This is a genomic window from Paenibacillus sp. WC2504, from assembly GCF_052682475.1.
This window is the reverse complement of record NZ_JBQZFH010000001.1, coordinates 5,408,961-5,435,354: the sequence shown is the minus strand read 5'-3', so window position 1 is coordinate 5,435,354 and position 26,394 is coordinate 5,408,961. Positions and strand designations below refer to the sequence as shown.

The following is a 26,394-nucleotide window of genomic DNA, read 5'->3' as shown; positions in this document are numbered from 1 at the left end:
TGAATCGAATCGGTGAGAAACTTACATAGACGTACAAAGGTATCTTTGCTAGTAATCCTTCAAATTATGACCACGTTGTTAACCGGATGTATGTGGAGAGATGCACGCCTACCCGTCTCCACCGATCACGAGGCTCAAGCGACTATTTCGTTTGTGGCTCCTGAATACAGCGCGTCTACCAAACCTTATTTTGAAAATGTCGTGAAGGAATTCGAAGTCAAGTATCCCAATATCAAGGTCGAGCTGCAGGTCATCAATTGGGACATTCTCGACAGTGCCTACAATACGATGATTAGCCGCAATCAACCCCCGGATTTGCTGCTCACGAACATTTACGCACATTTCGCGAAAGATGGGCTTCTCAACAACATGGATGAACTTTTCTCCCCGGGATTGAAAGATAAAATTTACCCCTATCTGATGGAGAGCAGTAAGATGAATGGCGTGCAATATACGATTCCTTATGTAACAACACTCCGGGAATTGTATTATAACAAAGATATTTTCAATGATGTCGGTCTGACAGAACCTCCAACAACGTGGACAGATCTGGAAGAAGGAGCACGCATCATCAAAGACAGGAAGCAAGTGGACGGTTTTGGCGTCGATCTGACGGATAATGAAATCTGGGCTTACCTCTCCTATTTCTTCTATGGTGCCGGAGGGGGCTGGATGAAGGATGGCGAATGGACGATCAATTCTCGTGAAAATGTGGAAGGGTTGACTTTCCTCAAGAGCTTGTATGACAAGGGCTTGACGGATCCAGAGCCGGCGATTACGACGCGGGATGAAAAACAGCGAATTCTAGGGAATGGCAAGCTCGGCATGCTGATCTCGGGTAATTATTTCGAGGCAGTCGTACCGCAGGAGTTCCCGGGATTAAAATGGGCCAAAGGGCCGATCCCCGTAAAAGAAGGCCAGACGCCTATGGTCCTTGGCGTACAGGATGTGTGGATGTCGTTCAAAACCGATCATACCAATAAGGACGCGCTGTCTAAATTTCTTGATTTTATTTATGAGGATGCCCGGTATGAAGAGTTTGTTCTCAGGGAGGGATTTCTGCCTACCATTCGAACGGTGGGGGATAAAATGGCGGCAGATGATACCTTGATGAAACAAAATTTAAATGCGATTAAAAATGCAAAGTTCTACCCGATTAATCATCCGGCATGGTCTGCGGTCCTTAATGCAACTAGAAATATGGGTCAGACGGTGCTGCTTGGTCAAATGACGCCGAAACAGGCACTTGACAGGCTGCAGCATATCGCGTTGGAGAAGAGCCGCTAATTTATACATGTTGTGCAAAAGTCAGGAAATCATTCCTGGCTTTTGTTTCGTTGTCCAAAAACAAAGGAAAGACAGTACATTTTCACCTATTTACAGTACTAAATTCAATGGTTGTATAGGAAGAAAATTACTATGATAAAAGTGTGTAAAGGAATTGCGAAACGTAGAAGCGGACGTATTCTTACACGTTTGCTCCGCAAAACTCTTGGGAGGTCTATACGATGATGAAGCCAAAAAAAGCAATGACATGGGGTATGGTATTATCGACGGTGCTGCTGACGTTAACGGCCTGTGGAAGCAACAACGCAAATACGACAACGGCATCTGTGAAGCCAGCTGAAAGCGTTAAGCCTGTGGAAAGCGCGAAACCGGCTGACAGCGCCAAACCGGAGGGAACGAAGCTTGCCGGTGACTTTGAAATTCAATATTTTGTCGGCGGATATGGCGACGCTTGGTGGAAACAAGCCATTGCCGATTTCCAAAAACAAAATCCGAATTTGAAGATTAAAGAATCTGCCGGAGCGAAAATTAACGATCAAATGAAACCCCGTTGGCTGCAAGGCAACCCGCCCGATTTTGTTTACATCGACGGAGCTGGCTCTAACACCAGACAAATGGTAACGGATGATCAGCTTATGGATATTACGGACTGGCTCAAGGATGCCAAGAACGTAGATGGTAAAAAGATTCTCGATCTATTGATCGCTCAGCCGGAAGAGTATAAACCAGGCAAAGCCTTCGCCGTACCGCTTGTTTTTGGATCATGGGGCACGTTCTATGATAAAGCATTATTCAAAAGCAAAGGCTGGCAAGCGCCTGCTGACTTCGAAAGCTTCATGGCTTTAGGAGAGAAAATTAAAGCAGATGGTCAAATGAGCGATTACATTCATACAGGGGTGTACCCTTACTACATCAACGGGGGCTTATTGGACCCGACAATTATCGCTATGAACAACTACGATACCTCCATCTTTAAGAAAATTAATGGGCTTGAAAAAGGTGTTTGGAAGAGCGAGCCGGTCATGAAGTCACTCGCCAAAATCGTGGAAATGAGAGACAAAGGGCTTATCGACAAAGGGTCTCCGGCGCTGAACCATACGGATTCGCAGTCCCAATGGCTGCAGCATAAAGCGGCGTTCATTCCGACAGGCATCTGGGTTGAAAGCGAGATGGCCAAGGACATCCCAGCTGGATTCGAGTTCGGATTCCTGCCATCCATCGGTCAAGACAAAGGCGGCAAGTTCGTAGCGAACCCTTACACCTCCACAGTGGCTATCGCGAAAAAAGCGAAAAATCCTGAGGCAGCCAAAGCGTTCATGCAATTTATTTTCACTGAAAAGCAAAGTAAAGCATGGGCAGAGCTTTCCAAAGCTCCTTCCAACATTAAAGCAGATCTGGAAGGTACGAATGCACCGGCTTTAACCAAAGAAGCAGCCAAGTTCTATAACTCACCGAATACGGTTGTTGCGCCTGAAATCGTCATTCCAGAAGAACTGGTAACAGCAAGAAACAACGCGACAATCGCGCTTACCAAAGGTGAAATTACGCCTCAGCAGTGGGCGGATCGTATGGAAGAAGCAACAGACAAAATCCGCTCCAAAGAAAAGAAATAAGTCACCATAAAGATCTGGCTGATAAGCAGGGAAGCATGCCATCTTACCACTTATCAGTCAGAATTTTAGATAGGAGGGAAGTATGAAAGAGAGAAAGACAGCGGCAGCTGGCCCTATGGATCGGAAAATGAGTGGTAGAACCGGAACTGCGAAGATGAAGCGGAATATGTTCATTCTTTCCTTTATCCTTCCAACTTTGCTTCTTTATCTCGTATTCACCGTCTACCCGATGTTTAAAGGCATTTATCTAAGTTTATTTGATTGGTCGGGTGGTTCTGAAACCTATAATTTTATTGGTCTCGGCAATTTTACAGATATGGTGCATGACAGTGTAATCTTGAAAACCATCCGAAACGACTACATTCTAGTCATCGGCAAAGTCATTGGCTTTATGGTTTTGTCTTTATTCTTCGCGGTAGCGCTTACTAGGTTCAATATCAGAGGTTCAGGCTTCTATCGAATCATTTTCTTTTTGCCCAATGTGCTCTCCGTAGTTGTTGTAGGGGTTCTCTGGCGGTATGTGTATAATCCGAACCTTGGATTTCTGAATTCCTTTATCTCTTTATTTACGGATAAAAAGTTCGATTTCGCTTGGTTAGGCGATAAATGGTCGATATTCGCGCTTCTGCCGCCTTCCATCTGGGCAGGGATCGGATTTACCATCATTTTGCTCGTCGCAGGCATTCTTAGCATTCCGTCATCCTTATTTGAATCCGCTGACATTGACGGCGCCTCGCAGTGGGAACAATTTTGGCTCATTACTCTTCCTCTTTCGTGGGAGCAGATCAAGACATCCGTGGTCTGGATTGTGATGACGACACTGAATGGCTCATTCGTCATCGTGACGATCATGACCTTTGAAGGCGGAGTTGATAATGCCACACAGGTTATGGGCTCCTATTTGTATTTGAATGCCTTCAAGTTCGGCAAATTCAGCTATGCGTCTGCGATTGGCGTTCTCATTCTGGTTCTTTCTTTGATCACGACAGCAACCCTTCAGAGGCTGATGAAGAGAGAAACCATTGAATTAACGTAGAGGAGTAATTGTTATGAGTCAACGTATGATGAATCCGGCATTTCGCGTGTTTTTCAAAGTGTGTCTGATCGCTTGGTCCATTTGTATTTTATATCCGCTGCTCTGGACAATTTTTAGTTCCTTGAAAGATAACCAGCAGTTCTTTATTGGCAAACCGTGGGACTTGCCGAATTTCCCTTTACTTTGGTCGAATTTTTCGTTCGTGTGGGGAAAATATCATTTTGGTCAAAATTTTATGAACTCTCTTGTCGTGACAGTCGTAAGCACAGTCCTGGGTGTTCTCTTGTCGGCTACGACCGCTTATGTCATTGCCCGATTTACCTTTCGAGGAAACGGTTTACTGTACTATTCGTACCTCTCCTACATGATGATTCCAACGTTTCTGGGGATCATTCCCTTGTTCTTTTTGCTGAATGATCTTCATCTAACGAACAATTTATTTGGTCTCATATTAGTCTACATGGTTACAGCCGTGCCGTTCGCCGTTTTTGTTCTCGTCAGTTTTTTCAAATCGCTGCCAAGTGAACTTGAAGAAGCGGCTGCGATTGACGGTGCTTCTCATTATGGCATCTTCTTCCGGGTCATGCTTCCGCTTGCCAAGCCGGGATTGATGTCCGTAGCGATTATTACGGTGCTGAATATTTGGAATGAATATGTGTTCGCGCTTGTGTTGATCAATGATCCAACTAAATATACGATCCCGGTAGCCATTGCGGTTATGCAGGGGGAAATGCAGTACAGAACGGAGTGGGGCCCCCTTTTTGCTGCCCTGATTATATCCATGGGGCCGACCATTGTTTTTTATAGCATTTTTCAAAAGCAGATTACAGGAGGAATTACGGCTGGGGCATTAAAAGGTTAGCAGCAACATCGTATCCCTCGGTCGTTTTGCCATATGAGGTTGAAAATGAAGAGGAGAGTGTAGGAAGTGAAGACGCTTAAACACGCATTTGGTTTTGTTTTTTGCCTGATGTTCGTCGTGGCCATCATCTTCTTGGGCGGGACCACGACACATGCGGCAGCGGTTGGCGACATCACGAACTTCGAGAAGTCGGACGCGAAGACGTTCACGATCACATCGGGCTCCGATAAGGTGAAAGTCATTTTTAATCGCGACGACATGGTTCGAATCTGGCTCGGCGTAGGCGGGAATTTTCAAACGTTAGCGGGCAGAAGCTCGTCTGCGCCGAAAGAGCCAATCGTGGTCAAGGAGGATTTCGGCCCGGTCGCTGTGGATTGGACAGATGAGGGCAGCTACTACAAAATCACGACAGGCAAATTTGTTTTACGTGCTTACAAAAGCCCGCTGAAATTCGCGATGTACAAAAGCGACAACACGACCGTAGTTTGGCAAGAGGAGTCTCCGTTAAACTACAGCTCATCCTCTACAACGCAGAAGCTGGTTAGAGGAGCGGATGAGTATTACTACGGTGGAGGCATGCAAAACGGATTTTTCTCTCACCGGGACAAGACGATTAAGATCGCCAAAAACTTTGGCGATTGGGGCAGCGGTACGGTCTCCAATCCATCTCCGTTTTACTTGAGCACCGCTGGTTATGGCGTACTGCGGAATACGTTCCAAGACGGTACCTACGATTTCGGTAGTCCCGCACAATTGACGCACAATGAAAATCGCTTTGATGCGTACTATTTTTACGGCGATACAATGAAGGATATTTTAAACGGCTATACAGATTTGACAGGCAAACCTTCGCTGATTCCTAGATGGGGAATGAGCATGGGGGACGCGGATTGTTACAACACAAGCAATACCGGCGCTAACAAGCCGAATAAGCTGACGACGCCGGATGTTCTGAAGGTGGCGCAAGGCTTCCGCGACAATGACATGCCGGGCGGTTGGCTGCTGCCGAACGACGGTTATGGATGCGGGTATGTGCAGCTGCCGAGTACTGTAGCGCAGCTTCATGATTTGGGCTTTTACACCGGCTTGTGGACGCAGAACGGCCTCGCGAATATCGCCACTGAAGTAGGCGTGGCCGGTACGCGTTTGAATAAGCTGGACGTAGCGTGGGTAGGGCCTGGATACGACTTTGCGCTGGATGCAACGAAGCAGGCGCATCAAGGCGTTGAGAGCAACTCGGACTCTCGCGGATTTGTGTGGTCCGTTGGCGGATGGGCAGGCACACAGCGCTATTCAACGGTTTGGTCCGGAGATCAATCCGGGAACTGGGAATACATCCGCTTCCACATTCCTTCGATGATCGGCGCCGGTTTGTCAGGCATGACGTACGCTACCGGTGATGTGGATGGGATCTTCGGCGGCAGCGCGCAAACCTATGTCCGTGATTTGCAATGGAAAGCGTTTACACCAATTCTGATGAGCATGTCCGGTTGGGCATCCATGGATAAACAGCCGTGGCGCTATGGAGAGCCTTACACAAGCTATAACCGTGATATTTTAAAACTTAGACAGCGCTTGACGCCTTATTTCTACACCTATCTCAATGAAGCTTATGAATCGGGAGCGCCGTTCACCAGAGGGATGGTCTATGAATTCCCGAACGATCCAAATACGAAAAATACATTGACACAATATCAATTCATGTCCGGGCAGTCCCTGCTCGTAGCACCGGTTTACAAAGATACGACTGTAAGAAACGGTATTTACTTGCCGAAGGGCAAATGGATCGACTACTGGACGGGTGCGGAGCATTACGGTTCCAAAATGCTGGACGAATACAGCGCTCCGCTGAGCCGTGTGCCGCTGCTCGTCAAAGCCGGCGCCATTATTCCGATGTACCCGGAAACGCTTTATGACGGCCAAGTGCCGCCTAATCCGATTACGTACGATATCTATCCTTACAAAACTTCATCTTTCACGATGTACGAGGATGATGGGGTAACGAGAGAGCACCGCAATGGCAAGTTTGCGAAAACGTTGATTACTTCCGTTGCTCCGGAAGCCGGAACCGGCGATTTGAAGGTTCAAGTAGGAGCAAGCGTAGGCGATTACAACGGCAAGCTGGCAGCACGCACCAATCAATTCCAAATTCACATGCACGTGAAACCGGCTAGTGTGGCTGTTGGCGGTTCCGCTTATACGGAGCGTGCAAGTAAAACGGAGTGGGCGGCATCAGCAAGCGGCTGGTATTATGATGCGGCAGATAAAGGCGGCATTCTCTATGTGAAAACGCCGGATATGCCGTCGAATCAAGGATTTGAATTGAAAGTAGCCGGCTTTGAAGCGGATACGACACCATTGACCGATGCAGCGGTCATTACACTGCCGGAACCGGATAATGACCCAACGAAAATCCCACAAGGAGACATTGTGGCAGCAGCGACAAGTACAGATGTTACTTCTCCTTTAGCGAATGCGCTCGACGGAAGCACGGAAACGGTGTGGAGTACGAAGCTGGATGGCAGCGCACCACTGCCACAGTCGATTACGCTGAATTTAGGCACGAAATTCTCTGTGAATAAACTAAAATACCTGCCAAGACAGTATCTAGGCACGGATGGCATTATTACCGCTTATAACATCTATGTGAGCACAGATGGAACCAATTATACGAAGGTAACCAGCGGCACATGGGCGGCAGATAAGCAGGAAAAAACCGTCACGTTCCCTACCGCCGAAGCGCAGTATGTCAGATTGGAAGCAACAGCTGGGGTTAATGGCTTTGCGGCAGCGGCTGAGTTGAACGTGTACCGGGATGGGACCGTACCTGTTCCTCTGGCGATTCCGAAAAATCAGCTGAAGGCTTCAGCGTTAAGCTTCCAGCCGGGCAGCGAAGCATCCAAAGCCATTGATGGCGACGCCAACTCCGTCTGGCACACGAAATGGGATGGCTCTGACAAATTGCCGCAATCGATTATCGTTGATTTGGGCAAGGTGCGCAACATTAGCCAATTCCGTTATGCACCGCGTACCGATGCTGGAAATGGCACGATTCAAACCTATAATTTGTATGTCAGTACCGATGGCACGAATTATACAAAAATTAGTTCAGGTTCCTGGACTCGAAATAATATCAAAAAATATGTTCAATTTGAAGCGGTTGACGCCCACTATGTGAAGTTAGAGGCTGTAGTCGCTGTAGGCGGGTTCGCCTCAGCATCTGAACTTGATGTGTATGAAACGCCTCAGGCACCGCCAACCTTTGGGGACATTCTGAAAGGTAAACCGGCATCGGCAGACAGTTCGGATCCGTCCTTCGCGGCAAGTAACGCCAACGACGGCCAAATGGATACGATGTGGGTGGCGGGTGATACGAACGCTGGTCATGTATGGTCCGCCGATTTGGGCAGCATGCATGCCATCCAAGGGCTGGAGATCGCGTTCGGACATAGCGATAAAGTCTACAAATACAAGCTTGAAGTTCGTGAAGCGGGCAGCAGCAATTGGATTCAGGTTCTGAACCGCATGAACAATACCGAAGCAGCGCCAGTTCTCAAAGATACATTTGGCAGCCAAGGGCGTTATGTGCGAATCACGATTACGGGACTGCCTGATGCGAATACAAAGGCTAGCATTGCGGACGTAAAGCTGATCGGCTTGCCGATTGTCGGAACGGCCCCAGTGACGGGCATAACGCTAGATCGTTCAGCGATAACAATGAATGTGCTTGATGCACCGATTGCCTTGGAAGCGACTGTCATGCCTCTGAATGCAGCAAACACAGGCGTGAATTGGAGCACTAGCAACCCTGCGATTGCCATGGTAAATGAGAACGGCGTCGTATCTGCGAAAGGCGCAGGAACAGCTATGATCACCGCAACTACGGCAGAAGGCGGTTATAAAGCTACATTAGAGGTTACAGTAACGGGGCAAGCCGGCTTGGTGAAAATCCCGCAAACGCAAATGACGGCAACGGCTGCAAGCTTCCAGGCCGGCAACGAACCGGGCTTGGCGATTGACGGAGATCCAAGCACTTGGTGGCATATCAAATGGTTTAACGTGGATCCGCTGCCACAATCGATTGTTTTGAATTTAGGCGGAACTTACAAAATCAGCAAATTGGAATACACGCCTCGTCAGGATGCCGCTAATGGTACAATTACCGCTTACAACGTATATGTCAGCGATGACGGCAATCAGTATACGAAAGTGGCGAGTGGAGCATGGCTGCAAAATAACAGCCTGAAAGAAGTGAATTTTGCACCTGTTCATGCTGCATTCATCAAGCTTGAAGCAACGGCTGGCGCAGGCAACTTTGCTTCTGCTTCCGAGCTGAATGTGTTCAAGGTGGATGTAGTACCAGTGCCTACTTTGCAAACCATTGCTTTTGATGCAGCAAGCTATGAAGTGCAGCAAGGGAAGTCCGCACCTGTTAAGGTTACTGCACAGTACTCGGACGGAACTAATAAAGATGTGACTACTGCATCACTGTTTGAGATTAGCAATCCGCTTCTTGCTACGCTAACAAACGGTACGATCACGGGTGTTTCCCAAGGGGAAACGGTCGTTACGGCAACGTATGGCGGGAAACAAGCGTCTGCATCTATCAAAGTGACAGTGGTTACTCCACAAGCTCCATATACAACACTAACGGGAAGCTCCAGCGTTCAGGGCGGACAGCCGCTCCAAGTCACTTATGGCGTAAACAATGTGGCGCAGCAAGTTTATGCGGAAGATATCACATTAACCTATGATCCGAATGTCATGGAGTTCGTATCGGTGGATCCGGTGTATCCAAACTTGACCATTGTCAAAAAAGTAACGGATGTATCGGGTAAAATTCGCTTGATTGCCGCTAGCCAAGGCGCAGGCCACGCAGTGACAGGCAATGCGCAATTGCTAAAGCTTACATTTAACTCAAAAGTGACATCTACGGCTATTACGACCTTCATTGAAGTGACGGACACTACGCTTGGGAATGAGCTGGGCAACGAGTTCAAAGCATTAAATTCCACCCTAAGCGTTCAAGTAACGCCAATTCCTGCCGGCACTCCTGGCGATTTGAACAACGACGGAAGAGTATCGATCGGCGATTTGGGCATGGTGGCAGCTAACTACGGTAAGAATACGTCAAGTCCAGATTGGGCGAGCATTAAGCACTTGGATTTCAATAATGACGGAGAGATTGAAATTTCAGATCTGGCCTTCATTGCTTCGAAAATTATGGAATAGTACCTAAGCTGAAAAGAGGGACTCTTGAACTGTCGGTTCGAGAGGTTCCTCCTCTTCCACTTAACTGACAATGAAAAGGAGTAAAATCCAGATGCATGCCAAGTCATTTGCAAAAATCCGGAAATCAGCCGTAAGTTTATTCGTAATCGGCGTTTTGACACTTAACAGTTTGCCGGGGAAAACAAACGGAGTGGCAAGAGCTGAAAGCATCGATTTGCCAGGGGGCAGCCAAACGGTATATGGTGCAACTCTATCAGCCGCCGTGACCGATGATGTCTATACACCACGCAAGCGTTCCGACGGAAACTATCTCGTTTTTCCCGTTATTAGCGATTTGCAGATGGGCAACCGCGCGACAGACGCTCCCAAGCTCGAGCAAGCGATGGATCAGATTCGAACGTTGGTGCCTGACTATGACGCCATCGCCATTGCAGGCGACCTGACGGAGCACGGGGCCATTTCCGAATATGATTCGGTCATGAACATCTTCAATCGAAAAAAAGTGCCGTCAGCCGCCAATTTGTTCGTCATCGGCAATCACGAGTACATCAATGGACTGACGCCTCAGCTTGCGCAAGACCGCTTTGAACAAAAGACGGGCACAGAAAACTATTATTACGATAAATGGATTAACGGTTTTCATTTTATTATGTTAGGAACGGAAGATTCTACGAGAGACGGCAAAATGTCAGATGCCCAGATCGCCTGGCTGGAGCAAAAGCTGGCCGAAAATGCGGATCCGAACAAGCCGATTTTCGTCTTTCATCACCAGCACATCAAGGACACCGTTTACGGCAGTGATCTTTGGGGTTATTTCAATACCAAGTTATATAACGCATTAAGTAAATATCCGCAGGTCGTGACGTTTACGGGACATTCCCATTATCCAATTGACGATCCCAGGTCGATTCACCAGCAGGATTTTACCTCACTAGGCACGTCAGCTATCAGCTACCCAGAACTTGAACCAGGCAAAATACAGGGGAATTTCCCAGACGATCATATCATGCAGGGATTAATTGTTGAGGTACAGGATGGCCAGGTTGTCATTAAGCGCAGAGATTTTCATGCTAATAAGTGGACTGGTGAAGATTATGTGGTGCGTTATCCAGCAGACAAATCAAAATTCACCTATACAAACAGGCGCGATCAGGTGAAGCCGACTTTCCCTGTAAGCGCACATGCCAGCGTAGATCCGTCTTCAATTCAAGCACAGAAAGTCAAATTGAGATTCGATCAAGCAACGGATAATTTGATGGTGCACTCGTATGAAATCAATATGATTAAAGCGGATACGAATGTACAGTCCATGTCGCTGAAAGCATTTTCAGAATGGTACTACGACCCTGTTCCGAGCTCGCTGTCGCTGGATATTGCCGGCCTTCGTCCAAACACGCCTTACAGAGCTGAAATATGGGCGCTTGATTCCTTCAATAACCGTAGCGACGCAGCGCTAACGACGGAGTTTAGAACGGCCCCGGCAGCTTCGATCGATGAATTGGCCGTCATTGACATCGACTTTACCGACGGCACAGGCAAGGATCGGTCTACAGCGCACAATGATGCTGTGGCGAATGGCATTGGTGCGACGGTTGTGTACAGTAACGTGTTCAAAAAATATGTGGGCAGAATGAACGGAACCAACGATCAATATTTCCGGATCGCGCCAAGCGACTCCATTAAACAGGTCGTCGGCGAATTTACTCTGGAAGCAGACTACATTTTGAACTCTGTGCGCAATCAGGCGATTTTCGGTAATACGGAGAGCGGAGGTCTCTCGTTTGAATCGACAAGCAGTGGCAATGTGGAGTTGTGGGCATACATCGACGGGGCCTATAAACGTATAGGGGTCACCCTGTCGGCAGGAATACCCTATCATCTGGCGGCTACCTATGACGGTACACAAATCGTGCTTTACTTAAATGGTCAAAAAGTGAAGACCTTAAATGCCACCGGCCAACTCAAGCAGCCGAATATGAATTTTGCCATAGGGGCCGACCCTTCCAGCGGTAATAAGGGCGGTATCGTGCTAAATGGCGATGTCAGTGTGGCCAGACTATTCAGCACCGCTCTTACTGCGGATGAAGTTCAAAAGTCGTATCAGGAGCAGGCAAACCGGATGGCCATCGCCGAATTTGACCAGCTATATGCTGATTTAAATCAAGCGCAGGCACTTGCTGGCAATCCGAATGTTACAGGCAGCAGTCCGGGACAGTATCCGCAGGCAGCAATGGAGGAATACCGATCTGAAATCGTCCGGGCATCGGGGACATTCCAGTCATGGTCGACGACAAAGGAGCAGGCTGTAAATGCGATCGCTTTCCTTCAAGCGGCAAAAACGCTGCTGGATAGCAGGAAAAATCAAGCAGCGCCTACCTTGCAAACCATTGCTTTTGATGAGGCAAGTTATGAAGTGCAGCAAGGACAATCCACACCTGTTAAGGTAAAAGCGCAGTATTCGGATGGATCCAATCAAGATGTGACAGCTGCATCCGTGTTGCAGACTGGCAATACGCTGCTGGCTACGCTAACAAACGGTACGATCACGGGTGTTTCCCAAGGGGAAACGGTCGTTACGGCAACGTATGGCGGGAAGCAAGCGTCTGCATCCATCAAAGTGACTGCGGTTACGCCACAAGCACCATACACGACGCTTACGGGAAGCTCCAACGTTCAGGGCGGACAGCCGCTCGATGTCGCTTATGGCGTAAACAATGTGGCGCAGCAAGCTTATGCGGAAGATATCACATTAACCTATGATCAGAATGTCATGGAATTCGTATCGGTGGAGCCGGTGTATCCGAATCTTAGCATCGTGCGAAAAACGAATGTTGGATCGGGTAAAATTCGTTTGATCACCGCCAGCCAAGGCGCAGGTCACGCCATAACAGGCAATGCGCAATTGTTAAAGCTCACTTTTAACTCCAAAGTGACTTCTACGGCTATTACGACTTTCATTGAAGTGACGGACACTACGCTTGGGAATGAGCTGGGTAACGAGTTCAAAGCGTTAAATTCTTCCCTAAGCATCCATGTAACACCGATTCCTGTCGGCACTCCTGGCGATTTGAACAACGACGGAAAAATATCGATCGGCGATTTGGGCATGATGGCAGCTAACTACGGTAAAAACACGTCAAGTCCGGATTGGGCGAGCATTAAACATCTGGATTTCAATAATGACGGAGAGATTGAGATTTCCGATTTGGCCTTCATTGCTTCGAAAATGGTGGAATAGACAGAGGAAGGAGACCCTTGCTAGATTCATTGAGGGTCTCCTCTTTGGGGACTATTTTCGTGCATATAATGGCGGCTGAGTCCGAAAGACTTACGGAGTCGAGTATTAAACGTTGAAAAAATACGAATGGTGGGAACTTTTGTCGAAAGTCTTGTCACCTCGAAAATTCTCGAATAAACTAACAGATTAACCAGTTGTTTTTGTGTGCATTTACATTGTTTTTGTTTTGTAAACTTGTGTTAAAGGGCTTGTCAATTTCCTTTCTCTCGCATAAGATCACAGAGTAACAAGTTGTTATTGTGTGCTTTTGTATTGTTTTAGTTTTGTAAATGTGTTGGTAAGCAGCAAAAACTATTACTTTATTTCGGGAGGATGTCCAAGTGAAAGTAACGTTTAAGCAAGTGTTCATGACTACGTTAACAGCCACGCTCTTAGCAACTTCCAGTTTGACGGTTACGCTGCCATTTATGGCGGAATCCGCCTATGCCGCAGTCGTTGCTTCGGACTTTGCGCTTCAACTGAAGTTTGAGGACAATGTTGTCGACAGCTCCACAAACGCAACCAATGTCACAGCAGCGGGGAATCCAACTTATGTGGCAGGAAGAGAAGGGAAAGCACTCAATCTCAACTCGACAAGTGCGAACAGGCAATATCTGAATTTGGGCAAGCCGGCTAATCTGCAATTCGGCACAAGTACAAACTTTACATTAGCGTTCTGGGTTAAATCACCTGGTGTAGCGAGCGATCCACCGGTTATTGCCAACAAAAACTGGGCTAGCGGCAGCAATGTAGGTTATGCCTTATCTTTACAGCCGAATAATAGTCTGAAATGGAACTATAACACACAGGGCGGATCGCGCGCAGATGCTGAGATTCCGAATGTAGCTGACGGGAAATGGCATCATATCGTCGTCTCCCATGATCGTACGACCGGGCGCGCGGATTTCTATAAAGACGGAGTACCTGTAGCCATTTCGGTGAAAACCGGCACGTTATACCAAAGCATTGCGAGTAGTATGAATATTGCGGGCAGAACAGGAACGATTGATTCGGGATTGTCCACGATGATCGGCAACGATGGTACAGGGAATTACGAAGTAAGCACGTTTGATATGCAAGTGGATGAAATGCAAGTCATTAAACGAGCTGTCACTGCACAGGAAGTCGGGGATATGTTTAATAGCGCGCCTCCGATAGAGGTGAATGAGAACTTTAAAGGTTCTTTGAACTTGATTGGCGCTGAACATGCCGTACAGGGGGGGACGTTCCGGGTCAATTTGGATCTGCGTACGCCAACGATGAGCACGGCGGTGGATAAATCAGTCATTGAACTCGCTTATGACAGCAACTTATTCGAGTTTGTAAACGCAACGAACGCGGTATCAGCTGATACATCCACACCTGGGATCGTGAAATTGACCATTCCGGGAGGCATCGTATACGGCCAAACCAACCCGCATGAATATAGCAAATCGAGAATTTCTGAAGTGTTTTTCAAAACGAAAGCGGCTTCCGGACAAGGGCAAATTCAGGTAAGCAAAGCAGAGTTTTATGCCGGGTCGACCAAAATGGTGAATGAAACGTTTAATTCGCAGCCGGAGACGGTACAAATTCATCCGAAAGCGACAGAAGACTTGAATAAGGACGGCGTTGTCACGGTTGCCGACCTTGCCCTTGCACAAGGTAATTCTGCCGATCTGCAGAACTCCATTGCCAGTAATGCGCAATACGTTCCGTATAAAAGGGTTGTCGTCATCGGTATGGATGGCGGCGGTTTGTCCGTGATGCCAAATGCGCCGTATTGGGAGACGCCAAGTTCTCTGAAGGAGCAGGTCGGCAATAGACAGATCGCGCCAAACCTGCGTAGTCTAATTGAGAAAGGGGCTGTCAGCTACACAGCCAAAACGACACTGCCATCAAGCTCATCCCCGAACTGGGGCGCTATGTTGAATGGCGTTGACTTTAGCAAACATCAGATCAATAACACGGAAAGTGGACTCTATTATTATTCGGAAACCTCTCCCTATCCATCCGTTTTCAAAAAGGTACGAGAAGCACTGCCGAACAAGAAAATGGTCGCTTTCGCGCAGTGGAAAAACATTTTGGACGGACATATTGAGCCGTCTGTGGGCGTTGAAATTGGAACAGGAAATGATGAAGCGGACGCAGCTGCTTTCGCGCAGTATGTGGCAAGCGGTAAAGCGCTCGATACATCGCTTATGTTCATCCAATTTGACGATATGGACCATGCGGGACACGGTATTGGCTTCTACACGAAGCAATATTATGAGCAGCTGACGAAGACGGATCTGAACGTAGGCACAGTTGTCAACGCTCTGCGGGATAAAAACTTGCTGGATGACACATTGATTGTCATGCTGCCGGATCACGGCGGGGGCACAGAGAACGCCAATACGACACTGGGAAGCGCGACTTCACACGGACAGGATTCACCGCTGGCGACAACGATTTTCTTTGCGGCAAACGGAAGAACGGTGGCAACCGATGTGGGCAAGGAGAAAATTTTGCAAGGTGGAACGACCAAAGATTTGGCTGCCACGGTATTGAAGGGGCTGGGCATTAACAGTACCATTGGTGATTCACAAGGGATTAACGGCATGTTCGTCGCACAAAAAGATCAGAACAAAGCGGATGCGCCTAATTTACAGCTGACGAAAGTGGTAGCTCCAACAACGCAGCAGCTTAAGTATTATGAGTTGGCTGTCAGCAATACGGCGTCCCCTGCTAAGGCAATGGACATTGTCGTTGCGACGAACGGACTGAACGTAACGGCGGTAGAATCCGTTCAAGAAGGTGTGAAGGTGATTCGTAGCGATTCCGCTAATGGACGAACAAAAGTCGTGCTCAGCGCAGAAAACGGCATTACACCGGATGCAGCTTTGTTGAAGATCCAAGCGACAGCACAAGATGAGTCTGCCACCGCTTCATTGGAAACAGCCGTTGTTGCCAACGCTCTGGGTCAAGAAGCGCTCCCGAATTTGAAAAGTGCTGTGCGCGAGGATACAACGGTGCAGATTCCTGTCACGGGATTGCAGCTTGATAAATCTGTGGCAACGGTCAAACAAGGGCAGACGACAGCGTTGACGGCTACGATAAAGCCAGCAGATGCGAGCAATAAGAGCGTCACATGGAGCAGCAGCGATACATCGATAGCGAGCGTGGAGAATCAAGCGGGTAAGGGATTTGTAACCGGAATAAAACCAGGGACGGTGACGATTACAGCCACGAGCGTTGACGGCGGTTATCAGGCGACAAGCCAAGTGACTGTGGAAGCAGGCGTACCTTCCAGTGCGGAAACGACGCTCAGCAGTGTTTCCTCTGTCACGCCAGGCAGTGAATTCGTTGTTCGTTTAGGCTTGAACAATGTGACGAGTCAAGTTTATGCCGAAGATTTCGTGATAAATTATGAGGATAGCTTGTTGGATTTCGTGTCAGCGAAGTCGGTGAAAGATAAAGTAAGCCTTGTCGTTACGAAGAACACGTCAGGTAAGTTACGTCTTATTTTAGCTAGCGAAGGGGCAGGGAACGCGATTACGGGGGAGACACCGCTGGTCGAAGTAACTTTCCGAGCAAAGTCGATCTCGCAGTCGGCATCAGCTGCGATCACAGTAGCAAGCGCTATGCTCGCTGACAGCACAGGAACGGAAACAGCAGCAACCGTATCGTCCGTTGGAGTGAATATAACGGTGGGCACTCCAGGTGATATTAACCATGATGGTAAAGTAAGTATTGGTGACCTTGCTTTTGCAGCTGCGAATTATGGTAAAACAACAGCAAGCGCAGATTGGCAGGATGTGAAGGCAGCCGATGTGAGTGGCAATGGCGTCATTGACATCGATGACCTCGCAGCGATTGCAACGAAAATCATCCAATAATTGAACAGGCAGAGATCAGAGAAGAGCTTTTAAGAAGCTATTCTCTGATCTCCTTTTACCCTCATTTTTAAATGTGCGCGACTGTGTGCGGTTTCCGATACATAATGTGTCATTGTTCTACAAAAGCTCATGTATGCAGAAAATTTTGTCGAATTCTTTAGGCCAAACAAGTAAAGAAATTAAACGAAATAGTAAAGATAATGCACACGATTTGGACAATACGTACTGTATCATAAGGAGAAGACAATCGCTTCTCATACGATACAAAGGAGCCGTGAATCATGCACTTTATTAAAACGTTTAAACGCACTGTTTCTCTGGGTGCTGTTGCGCTTTTGGCCGCCAATGTGGTGAATTTCCCTTTCGCAAGCGGCAGCCAAAAAGCCTATGCGGCAGTCATTCCTTCGCCATCAGCGATACCCACGGTCGTGAGTACCTATGTGGTTGCAGACAAAGCACAGATTGCGACGCTTGGCGAGCAAGTTCAGTTAAAGGTAATGGCACGCATGAGCAATGGTACGGAAGTAGAACTGAAAAAGACGACCGCCTCCAACTCGACAGACCCTGAGCTCAGCAGCGTTCATTATACGTCAACCGTACAAGGTGTAACGATTGATGATGCAACAGGCATTTTGACGTACGATGGCTCTGCAGGCAATGTGCCTGTGGATGTTAAAGCGGACATCAAGTATTTGGATGTAAAATATTTTGAAGGTTTTGAAGGCGGGAATATCGGCAGCTTTACCTATGACCCGAGTGCCACAACAACGACATCTACGGCGGTAGTAGCCAAAACAGGGGCAGGAATTCCGGTGCATAGCGGCACGTATAGTGCCAATCGTACTGGACCGACAACGAATACCGTAAGAGTTGATATGGGCGCAGCTCTTAATGGGGTAGTTACGGCATGGTTTTATAACGGATCCACTGGGGCAGCTTCCCCTTCTGACCAATCTAGAAACAATATCTATGTGGGGACAAAAACTACATCTGGAGGCGTGAATGTATCAGCCGGTCTGCTGATGGGAGAGCATTGGGACGGTGCCACGGGTTCGGGGACTAAATTTATTACGAGATTGATGAGTTCCTCTTTTTCTCCTACAACTGTAAATCGTGGAACAACGCCAGCCTGGCATGAGTTCAAATGGGATCTGACTTCGGGCACGGATGCCAAAATGTACATAGACGGGACTTTGGTTGGCACAACGACAGCGGAAACGAAATACCAATACGTCGCTCTGCTAGGCAATTGGTTGCCAAATAATGCGGTAACATACTACGACGATATCAAAACGACACAGCTTGGAACCAGTCTCTCGACAACCCTGTCAATTCCGGTTACGACCGCTGATTTGGAAGGATTGTCTGTAGCAGGTCAAGGTGGAGCGGCAGCTATTACAACAGATGCAGGTACACTGCAAATGACAGCGTCTGCAAATCCTGCCGGCGCACCTTCCATGGTGACATGGAAAGTCGAAAATGCAGACGGTACGCCAACGAACAACGCCGAGATTTCGGCTACGGGTTTATTGACTGCGAAGGGGAATGGGACGGTCAAGGTAACCGCGACTTCCACGGTTAAGCCCGAAATATCTGATAGCGCTTTAATCACAATTACAGGTCAGACAATTAAAGCAGCAACGATCACGATTCAAGCGCCAGCAGGAGCAACAAGCTTTACAACGCTTGATCCTGTATCGCTTAGCGCTGAAGTCATACCGGTTGGTACGGCGGATCCAACGGTATCTTGGGCTATCCTGCAAGGAGCGGATGTCGCATCGATTTCGAGCGCGGGCGTTCTAACGCCAGTCAAAGCCGGCACCGTGCAAATTCAAGCAACAGCCAATGATCCTAGTGGTGTAAAAAGCAATATTTTGCAGCTCACATTCGATGTCAAAATGACCTCCCTGACGGTGACAGGAGCAGGCGGGGCAACAGAGATTACTTCGAGATCTGGACAGCTTCAAATGGGAGCGACCGCTCAGCCTGGAGGAGCGCCAACGACCAACGTGGCTTGGACGGTAGAGAATGGAACAGGAAGTGCTTCGATTAGCAGCACAGGTTTATTGAAAGCCATAGACAATGGTTCCGTGACGGTCAAAGCAACGGCGCAAGACGGCAGCGGTGTCGTCGGGCAAACGAACATTCAAATTTCGGGTCAAGGAAGCCATACCTTCTATGTCAGCTCCTCCACAGGCGATGACACGAATGATGGATTAAGCGCAGCTGCACCATGGAAAACCTTGAATAAAGTCAGCGGCACGACATTTATTCCCGGCGACAAGATTCTGCTCAAAGCAGGCGATTCATGGGACGGTCAATTATGGCCGAAAGGATCAGGAGCAGAAGGCAACCCGATTGTTATCGATCAATATGGCACAGGTAACAGGCCTCTTATTAACGGGAAGGGAAATAATTTCGATCAAACGATTTACAACTCAACCACGACCTACAACTCAGGAGCTGTTTTTCTGAAAAATCAGGAATACTGGGAGCTTAACAATTTAGAAGTAACGAATGATGACAATTTTGCGGTCGAAAATAACGATTCTGCAGCGCTTAGAGCGGGTATTTTCTTTACCATCGATGCCAATGAAAGCGATCGGGTGTATAACCACATTTATATCCGCAACTGTTATGTACATGATATTGACGGCAACAACAATGCTGGACCTAAAGAAAATGGCGGCATTATCGGCGTAGTCAAAGGAACGGCTCCAACAAGCCAAGTGACTAAGGCTAGATTCAATGATGTGAAGGTTGAAAATAATACAATTCGCAAAGTCGATCGCGTTGCCATTCGTGTAGCGGCTCATGCGAACTATGTAGGCGATGATTCCTTCTCAACGACAGCCACATTTAAATATGGCAATTGGAACACGGGATTTTACATTGCCCACAACACGATGGAGGATGTAGGCGGCGACGGGATTATTTTACGGGATACGGACGGGGCTGTACTGGAGTATAACTATTTAAACAAATTCGGTACGCGGGTTGCGAGCAGCAATGCCATTGCAGGAATTTGGCTGGCAGTCGCCAAGAATACGCTCATTCAGTACAACGAGGTTACGGGAGGCCCTGCGAATAATCAGGACGGATGCGCCTTTGATTTCGACGAATTCCTGATTAATACGGTTTATCAATACAATTACAGCCATGACAATCCGATGGGCTTTATGCTCCTGATGGGAACCAATGAAAATGATGTATTGCGCTACAACGTCAGTCAGAACGATGGCATCATCTTCAGACACTTTGCTTTTGATGAGAAGACAACGGGCTCTATCTATAATAATGTGTTTTATTATGATGGCAGTAAAAACCAGATTATGGGTTCAGGCAACACCGTGAAAAGCGGATATAGCTTTTATAACAATATTTTCTATAACACGAACACGACGACACCTACAAATTGGCTGAACAACAGCTGGAGCAATGCTTTATTCAGCAACAATGTGTTCTATGAAGCAGGTGGCGTTCATCCTGCCAATGAGCCTAACGATGCCAACAAGGTGACGGCTGAACCTAAGTTTGTGAATCCAGGCGGTGCAGGAGCAGGGTTGGCATCAGCCAATGCTTACGAGCTGCAACCGGACTCGCCTGCGATTAATGCAGGGATAGCGATGGCGAATAACGGCGGGAAAGATTATAAAGGCAATTCGTTATACAAAGGGTTCGCGGATATTGGAGCTTTCGAATACCAAGGAGAGACAACGGGAGTGAATCACCGTCCTTTGATTTCGAATGCGAAATACAGCGTGAAAGTAGACCGACCAGTTACAGGTAAGCTTTCTGCAAGCGATCCTGATGGCGATCAACTACAATTTTCAATTGTGAGCAATGGGGCTTTAGGTACGGTTCAACTGTTGAATAGTACGACAGGCGATTTCGTATACACACCTAATCCAGGCGCTACAGGGAACGATAGCTTCACGTTCAAAGCATCCGATGGCTTGCTTGATTCCAATATTGGAACAGTAACGGTAGCGATTGCGCAGTCGAACCTGCTCCAAAACGGCGGTTTCGAAGCCGGCACAACAGCACCTCCTCCTGGCTGGACATCGTTCTATGGTACGGGAGCCGCCATCATTAGCGATCCTGCCCATGTACATTCTGGCAGCAATGCCGTGAAATTCATGAGTAACAATTCTGGCGCTGAACAAGTGGTAAGCGGTTTGACGCCGAATACAAACTATGTAGTCAGAGGTTGGATTAAAGTCATGGATGCCGGAAATACGCAAAGCATCGGCGTCAAAAATTACGGCGGCAGCCAGATTTCAAAATCAATCGGCACGCTGGAGTATTCAGAAGGTAAAATCATTTTCAAAACAGGAGCTGCAAATACATCGGCCAACATTTATTCTTGGAAAAATACGAATGCGAGCAATGATGGAAAAGTAGCGTACATCGACGATTTCTCCCTCGCGTTATATGAGAGTCCAACAGCAATAAGCTCAGCTGTGAACACCGTGCAAGACGCAGTTTATACCGGCAACTTGTCGGTCAGTCGTTATGATGGGGACGCCCTGACATATGCGATTGCCGTTAATGGCACGAAAGGGACAGCGGTAATTACGGATCCGGCAACAGGTGCGTTCACGTATACACCGAATCCAGGCGCAACAGGAACAGATTCGTTCACGTTCAAAGCAAATGACGGTATAACTGATTCTGAAGAGGCTGTTATAACAGTAAACATTGCGGCATCACCGATGACACTTTCGACAGAGCTTACGGGAGGAAGCACCGTTCAGTCCGGCGAGTCGTTCATAGTCACATACGGTTTGAGAAGCATAGCAACAGCGGCATTGGCCCAAGATGTGACCGTTCAATATGATGCCAATGTGATGGAGTTTGTTTCTGCAAAATCCGTGATTGAGGGCGTCACCATTATCGAGCCGATCACGCAATCAGCAGGCAAGCTGCGAATGATCATTGTAAGTCAAGGGACAGCTCATGCGGTTAGCGGTAACGCGCAAGTGGCGGAGCTGACTTTCCGAGCGAAAGCTGCCACGCAAAATACGTCCGGTATCGTCTCGATATCTAAGGCTGTTCTCGGGAATGCACAAGGAGGAGAGGCGGAAGCGGCCGCTTCCAGCTACAGCGTAGCCATTATTGCACCGACTCCAGGCATGCCGGGTGATCTTACGAATGATATGAAAGTGACGATCGGCGATTTGGCTATTGTGGCAGCTAACTATGGCAAAGATACGAACAGCCCGGATTGGGAGCAAGCGAAAAAAGCAGACGTTGTAGTTAACGGTAAAATCGATATTGACGACCTCGCGTTTGTTGCATCCAAAATAGAGTAATCAATAGAAGGGGAGTCAAGTACTCCCCTCTTTTTTAGCTTTTCGCCAAAGTGATGTCCAGCTTAATTAACGGAAGGTATCCGTTGAAGGAGGTACGAATGAAACCAAGAATCCGATTTCACCTCATTCTTACGCTGCTCGTTCTCATCTATGTCATCCCATTTGCACCACATGCCGCAGCAGCATCCAATCCCACTGACGAATTCGACGCGCTTCGTGTTAAAATGTTGACCTATTTCACGGGAGGAAACGGGTATGATCCGAATGATCCGGATATTTCCGTGAACATCAAGTTCAAGAGCGATGCCGTAAGCAATGAAAATTTGACCGGCTACTGGGACACGATGAATAAAGCGGCGAACAGAAGCTACTTATGGGCTGATTTGCAAAGCACGACGAAATCAAGTGAAGTTTCCTCACACTATACACGTTTGAATCAAATGGCCGTTGCTTATTCAACAATCGGTTCACCTCTATATCACAATGTAAACCTTAAAAATGATATCGTCAGCGGTTTGGACTGGGCTTATGCCAATCGCTATAAGGAATCCAAAAGCGAATATGACAATTGGTGGGATTGGGAAATCGGCACGCCTCAGCTCGTCAATAGCACGCTTGTGCTCATGTATGAGGATTTGACGCAGGCTCAAATTGATAATTACATGCGGGCCATTGACCGATTTGTGCCTAATCCCAGCAAACGAACCGCCAGTTCGGTCGTTGAAACAGGCGCGAACTTACTGGACAAAGCCTATGTGGTGTCTCTTCGCGGCGTTATCGGCAAATCGAGCGCAAAAATTACCCAAGGCCGGGATTCAATGAGCCCCGCATTTCTTTATGTGAAAAGCGGAGACGGCTTTTATAATGACGGATCGTTTATTCAGCATACGTATGTAGCCTACACAGGCGGATATGGGGATGTACTGCTCGGAAGAATGGCGGATCTCATGTACTTATTAAGCGGATCTTCTTGGAGGATTACGGATCCCAACGTGGCTAATGTGTACAGATGGGTCGAAGAATCTTACAAGCCGCTAATTTATATGGGAGCGAGCATGGATAACCTGAAAGGACGGGGAATCTCACGGCAAAGCGGTAACGATCATACAACGGGCCGCTCCATTATCCTGAGTATGCTTCGTCTCGCAGAAGGAGCTCCACCCGAACAAGCGCTGAAAATCAAGCGAATGGTCAAGGAATGGATTTCAACGGACACAACGTTTGCGAACTATTATACGGGAGCGAGTATGTTTGACATGATCCTGGGCAAAAAGCTGATGAGTGATGGGGCGATTATTCCTCAAGGCAAGCTGGTAGGCCAGTTCCAATTTCCGGGGATGGATCGTGTCGCCCAGCTTCGTGAACATTTCGGACTGGGCATCAGCATGTTCTCCCCTCGTATTTCGGCCTTTGAATATGGCAACGGTGAAAATATCAAGGGATGGTTTACGGGTGTCGGCATGACGACCTTATACAACAATGATTTGAAACAGTACAGTGACAATTACTGGGCTACTGTCAATATGTATCGTCTTCCTGGAACGACAACAGACGGTTCTGGAAGCGGCACACCGGTTGACTGGAAAAACTATGCGAACCCGAACACATGGGTGGGAGGATCTTCAGTCGACCAACTTTACGGTTCTGCGGGAATGCAGTTCTCGCTTACTCAAAATACGGGAAGCCCTTTGCAAGGAAAGAAATCATGGTTCATGCTCGGTGATCAAATCGTCGCCGTAGGTTCCGGCATTGCAAGTACAGATACGGCACGTACGGTTGAAACGATTGTTGAGAACCGTAAGTTAAATGGAAGCGGCGATAATTCGCTACTTGTAGACGGCGTGACCAAAGCAAGTGGCCTTGGATGGTCGGAAACAATAAATAATGCGCATTGGGCGCATTTGGCTGGGAATGTGCCGGGCTCCGATATCGGTTATTATTTTCCAGGAACAGCATCCATAACTGGATTGCGTGAATCTAGATCTGGTACATGGAAACAGATTAATACAGGAGGAAACACGGATCAAGTGACGAATTCTTATCTTAGCCTGGCATTTAATCATGGCAAAGCACCTGCAAATGCGATTTACGCGTATGTCGTGCTGCCAGGTAAGGATGCAGCAGCAACGGCAAATTATGCGGCTAATCCGGATATTCAAATTCTGGAGAATTCAGCCGACGCCCATGCAGTGTTGGATACAACTTTGCATGCGGTTGGGGCTAATTTCTGGAATGACGTAACGAAGACCGTATATGCGAACAATGAACCACTGATCACAAGCGACAAGAAGGCATCAGTTACAATGCTGGAAACGGATGGAGAAATTCACATCGGGATTTCGGATCCGACGAAAGCGAACACAGGCAAGATTCAAGTGGAATTAAACCGCAGCGCAACGGGAGTCCTTTCCCTTGATCCTGGGATTACGGTTACCCAACTCAGTCCGACGATCAAGATGAGCGTTCGTACCAACGGGGCTTTCGGTAAGACACTCGCAGCCAAGCTCAGTCTGAAGACGCCTTCCAGTACCGAGACGCCTGTCTTGGTCAGTGCCGAAGGCGGCGCTTCGCAAGTTATGTTGTCTTGGACGGGAGTGCAAGGAGCAGCCGGATACCGAGTGAAGTATGGCACTTCTCCAGGTGTATACACCAAAACGCTCGATGTCACATCGGTAAGTACCACGAATCAAGTTGCCGTTACTGGCTTGGAAACGGGGAAAACATATTACTTTGCCGTAGCGGCCTATCAGGCATCCGGTGAAAGCGGACTTTCCAATGAGCTATCCGCCACACCGGTTCCGATCGTTACGCTTTTCCCTGAAGCCGATGTGTATGTCCGTGACGGTTCTTATGCAAGTACGAACTATGGGACGGCAGATAGTCTGGTCACCAAGCAGGATGCTGCAGGATACGCCCGGCAATCGTACTTGCGATTCGATCTTGCCTCCATCTCAGGCACAATAGCAAGCGCTAAGGTTACGCTCATTCCAGTTGGTGTGAGTATGTCCGGCACAACGAATCAGGCGCAGCTTGTGGCGGATAACAGCTGGGGGGAAACGGCAGTTAACTGGAATAATAAGCCTGCTGCAGGAGCGGCATTTGCGACTTGGACACTTACATCGTCCTATACGCCGGCCCAATTTGATGTAACAGATCAAGTGAATGGTGCGCTTGCTGCGGACAAGAAAATGTCATTATTAATTGCCTCAACCTCGAATCAGGGAGCGAAAGGGGACGTAAGTTACGCTTCCAGGGAGCATACCAATGCCGCTTATCGGCCTGTTCTTGAGGTTACGTTAAGTACACCTCCAGCAGCATTATCCACTGAGCTTACAGGCGGCAGCAAGGTAGCGAGCGGGGAAACATTTAAGGTCACATTTGGGCTAAAGAACCTGGCACAGCCGGCATTTGCGCAAGATGTAACCTTGAATTACGATGCGAATACGATGGAATTCGTATCAGCAAAATCGGTGATTGATGGTGTTTCCATCTTGGAGCCGATGAGGCAATCAGCGGGTAAGCTGCGACTCCTCATTGTCAGTAAAGGCGCAGATCATGCCATTAGCGATGACGCGCAAGTTGTGGAATTGACATTCAGAGCCAAAGCGGTCACGGAAAATAATACGGGGAATGTCACCATTTCAAAGGCGGTCTTAGGCGATGCAGCGGGGGGCGAAGCGGAAGCGGCGGTTTCCAGCTATAGCGTAGCGATAGAGGCTCCGATCCCTGGCATTCCTGGTGATCTTACGAACGATAGGAAAGTGACGATCGGCGATTTGGCCATCGTAGCGGCCCATTACGGCAAAGATACGAACAGCCCGGATTGGGAAGAGGCTAAGAAAGCGGATGTGATTGGCGATGGTCGTATCGATATTGACGACCTTGCCTTCGTAGCTGCAAAAATAATCCAGTAAC

At 48.0% G+C, this 26,394-nt stretch carries 9 protein-coding genes; all 9 read left to right on the top strand.

Going from position 1 to position 26,394, the window contains the following annotated elements; translation table 11 throughout:
- Positions 1-66: 66 nt before the first annotated feature.
- The 9 genes from ACUN27_RS24545 to ACUN27_RS24505 all read left to right on the top strand — a co-directional run bounded on the left by ACUN27_RS24545 (position 67) and on the right by ACUN27_RS24505 (position 26,393).
- A complete protein-coding gene (locus ACUN27_RS24545; RefSeq protein ID WP_445559698.1) occupies positions 67-1,287 on the top strand; it encodes an ABC transporter substrate-binding protein in 1,221 nt (406 codons plus the stop codon).
- A gap of 221 nt (positions 1,288-1,508) precedes the next feature.
- Positions 1,509-2,900 carry an ABC transporter substrate-binding protein gene (locus tag ACUN27_RS24540; protein ID WP_315948876.1) on the top strand — a complete coding sequence of 464 codons (1,392 nt, stop codon included), beginning with the start codon at positions 1,509-1,511 and terminating at the stop codon, positions 2,898-2,900.
- An 82-nt stretch (positions 2,901-2,982) separates the two neighbouring features.
- Entirely contained in the window at positions 2,983-3,936 is a 954-nt protein-coding gene (locus tag ACUN27_RS24535) for a carbohydrate ABC transporter permease (protein WP_379171093.1), read from the top strand.
- A gap of 13 nt (positions 3,937-3,949) precedes the next feature.
- On the top strand, positions 3,950-4,798 hold the full coding sequence (locus tag ACUN27_RS24530; RefSeq protein WP_326060812.1) for a carbohydrate ABC transporter permease: 849 nt from the start codon (positions 3,950-3,952) through the stop codon (positions 4,796-4,798).
- A gap of 66 nt (positions 4,799-4,864) precedes the next feature.
- Positions 4,865-10,030 (top strand): discoidin domain-containing protein, encoded by a 5,166-nt coding sequence (locus ACUN27_RS24525; protein ID WP_445559697.1) that lies wholly within the window; start codon positions 4,865-4,867, stop codon positions 10,028-10,030.
- A gap of 91 nt (positions 10,031-10,121) precedes the next feature.
- Entirely contained in the window at positions 10,122-13,268 is a 3,147-nt protein-coding gene (locus tag ACUN27_RS24520) for a LamG-like jellyroll fold domain-containing protein (RefSeq protein ID WP_445559696.1), read from the top strand.
- Between the two features lie 380 nt (positions 13,269-13,648).
- Positions 13,649-17,164, top strand: coding sequence for an Ig-like domain-containing protein (locus tag ACUN27_RS24515; protein ID WP_445559695.1), 3,516 nt, complete (start codon positions 13,649-13,651; stop codon positions 17,162-17,164).
- A gap of 281 nt (positions 17,165-17,445) precedes the next feature.
- The gene (locus ACUN27_RS24510; protein ID WP_445559694.1) at positions 17,446-22,479 is read left to right on the top strand and encodes an Ig-like domain-containing protein; all 5,034 of its coding nucleotides are present in this window, start codon (positions 17,446-17,448) and stop codon (positions 22,477-22,479) included.
- Between the two features lie 98 nt (positions 22,480-22,577).
- A complete protein-coding gene (locus ACUN27_RS24505) occupies positions 22,578-26,393 on the top strand; it encodes a polysaccharide lyase family 8 super-sandwich domain-containing protein (RefSeq protein WP_326060808.1) in 3,816 nt (1,271 codons plus the stop codon).
- Position 26,394 lies beyond the last annotated feature (1 nt).